This window comes from Candidatus Atribacteria bacterium (genome assembly GCA_011056645.1).
Taxonomy (GTDB): Bacteria; Atribacterota; Phoenicimicrobiia; order Phoenicimicrobiales; family Phoenicimicrobiaceae; genus Sediminicultor; species Sediminicultor quartus.
On record DSEL01000051.1, the window covers coordinates 1 to 3,111 of the forward strand.

Sequence of the window (3,111 nt, forward strand, 5' to 3'; positions counted from 1 at the left end):
ATCATACATCAAATTATATAGTGGGATTAAAAGAATGGTATGAAAAGAAAAGGTTGAAGGTAAATGACGTTATTTATATTGGCTTAATTGACTATGATAGAAAACGATATTTTTTGGTGACGGAAGACGAGACCAGGGTAGAATCTCAAGACGATTTAGGTGAGAAAATTTTTAGGATGTTACAAGAAGCGAATCAACCATTAACTTATAAGGAGATTTGTGAAGGGGTATTAGAGGTAGAAGTAAACGAAGAAAATTTGTTTTCAAAATATATTGACAATATTCTAAGGAAAGATTTCCGATTTATCGAAGAGAAAGAAGAAATGTGGGGACTCTTTGATTGGTTGAGTGAAATAAAAAAATTACAATTAAGAATGTTAAATTCCGAAGATAATGAAAACCTTAAAAAATTACTCCAAAAAGTCTTTGAATTTTTGGGTTTCGAAACTTCTGTTGTATTAGAAGGAGAGGTATCTTTTATTCTGGCGAAAGCATTATTAGATTATAAAACCTATAATTTGATTATTGATGCAAAGTTAGCAGATAAAAAAGAAGATAAATTACAAAAGTATGAACATTGGAGTGAGTTGAGTAAAGCAAAAGAGGAAACCGGTTCGGATTATTCGATAATTTTTTCTCCGGATTTCGATTATGATAAACTAAATCGAAAAACAACCAAGAACAAAGTGACATTATTCGAACTGAGGTGGTTGTCTAATCTGATTGAAGAACATGATAAATTACCTTTTTCTTTAGGTAACTTGGAATCACTTTTTTTATTGGATAATACCATTAAAAATAACATGTTCCAATTACTGGAAAAAAGAAAAATACTTTATGAAAAAATAAAGTTAGTCAAGGTGATTATAAATATATTATACCAGAACAGCGGAAAAAGGCTTTATCTTAATGGTGAATCGCTAACTAAAATCATCAATCAAAATATTAACAAATTTACTGGTCTGAAAAGAGTACAAGAAGTTGAAGTAGAAGAAATTACAAAAATATTTTCATTGGAACCATTCAATATAATACAAATAACCGAAATGGGGAGTATTATATTAAACTATAAACCGGAATTAGCAAAAGTGAGGTTAAATAAAATAATTGGAGAAATATTTTAATTTTCTTAATGAAATTAGTATAGAATGTCATAAAAAAACATATCAGAAAAGAGCGGGCAAAATAGAAAAGAGAGCAAAATCATGAAAATAAAATGGTTAGGACATTCTTCGTTTTTAATTGAATCGGAAAGAGGGATTAAAATTATCACTGATCCTTTCGATGAAACGCTTGGTTATAAACTTCCCCGGATCAAAGCCAATATTGTAACAGTCAGCCACGAACATTTTGACCATAATTATGTTAGAGGAGTAAAGGGAAGACCGGTAGTTTTTAAGGGTGCGGTAAGAAGAGAATCACATAAAATGGAATTTAGAGGAATATTGTCTTTTCATGATGGTGTTTACGGGGGCAAGAGAGGATTAAATACCATATTTATTATAAAAGCTGATGGACTATGCTTATGCCACTTGGGTGATTTAGGGCATATTTTAAATTCAGATAAATTAAAAGATATAGGAAAAATAGATATTCTTTTTATTCCAGTAGGTGGATTATATACTATAGATGGTAGCCAAGCTGATCAGATTATTGATACTATTAAACCCAGGATAGCAATTCCAATGCATTATAAAACAAAAGCAATTAACTTCTCCATAGACCCGGTAGATGGATTTCTGTCGAATAAAAAAAATGTACAAAGAATAAAATCAAGTGAATTCGAAATAACCTTGGATACATTGCCTAAAAATACGCAAATTTACGTTTTACAATATGAATAGTAGTTAAGAAAACAAAAAAAGTAAAATCATGAAACTAACTTTATACCTTAAATATGATTTCTTAACCAGTTAACGGTTATCCAACTAACTAAACAAAAAAGGAGACTTATGACAAAATATATTTTTGTTACAGGAGGAGTAGTTTCATCTTTGGGTAAAGGTATCTCTGCTTCTTCTATCGGAAGGATATTGAAAAGTAGGGGTTTAAACATTTCCATACAAAAAATAGATCCTTATATCAATGTTGATGCGGGAACCATGAATCCTTTTCAACATGGTGAAGTATTTGTTACCGAAGACGGAGCTGAGACAGACTTAGACTTGGGGCATTATGAGCGATTTATTGATACCAATTTATCGAATGATAATAATATGACTACCGGGAAAATCTATAGTTCGGTAATTGCTAAAGAAAGAAGGGGGGATTTTTTGGGAGCCACAGTGCAAGTGATACCCCATATAACTGATGAGATAAAATCTACCATTAAAAATATTTCACAAAATGCAAAAGAAAAAATGGATGTGGTAATCGTAGAGATCGGCGGAACAGTAGGTGATATTGAAAGCCTTCCTTTTTTAGAAGCTATAAGACAATTTAGAAATGATATAGGAAAAGACAATGTTCTGTACATACACGTCACTTTTATCCCTTATCTTGAAGCTGCCAAAGAGTTAAAATCAAAACCTACGCAACATAGCGTAAGGGAGCTCAGAGAGATTGGTATCCAGCCGGATATAGTAATCTGCCGTTGTCAATCAAAACTTTCCCAGGAAATAAAAAATAAAATATCCTTATTTTGCGATATCAGGAATGAAGCTATAATCGAAGCAATAAATGTCAAATCTATTTATGAAGTACCCATAATATTTGAAGAACAAAAGCTGGGAGATTTAATTGTTGAATTGTTAAATTTAAAATGCCAAGATTCTGATTTACAAAATTGGAAAAATATGGTTAATAAAATATATCATCCCCAAAAAGAAGTTAATATCGGAATGGTAGGAAAATATATTAGTTTAAAAGATGCTTATATTAGTATTACCGAAGCACTTCTTCATGGCGGGATCGATAATGATTGTAGAGTCAAAATAAAAAGAATTGATTCTGATGAAGTAAAAAAAATAGCTCCTAAAATTCTTTTTGAAGATATTGATGGAATCCTGATACCGGGTGGTTTCGGAAAAAGAGGAATAGAGGGAAAAATTGAAACAGTTAAATATGCGAGGGAACATAAAATACCTTTTTTGGGAATTTGTTTAGGAATGG

Annotated in this window: 2 protein-coding genes; both read left to right on the forward strand. The window is 31.0% G+C overall.

Annotated features, from left to right (window positions below; translation table 11 throughout):
- Positions 1-1,205: 1,205 nt before the first annotated feature.
- Positions 1,206-1,844, forward strand: coding sequence for an MBL fold metallo-hydrolase (locus ENO17_01905; GenBank protein HER23799.1), 639 nt, complete (start codon positions 1,206-1,208; stop codon positions 1,842-1,844).
- A 108-nt stretch (positions 1,845-1,952) separates the two neighbouring features.
- Positions 1,953-3,111, forward strand: a 1,159-nt coding sequence (locus tag ENO17_01910; GenBank protein ID HER23800.1) for a CTP synthase, incomplete at its 3' end; no start/stop codon positions are given.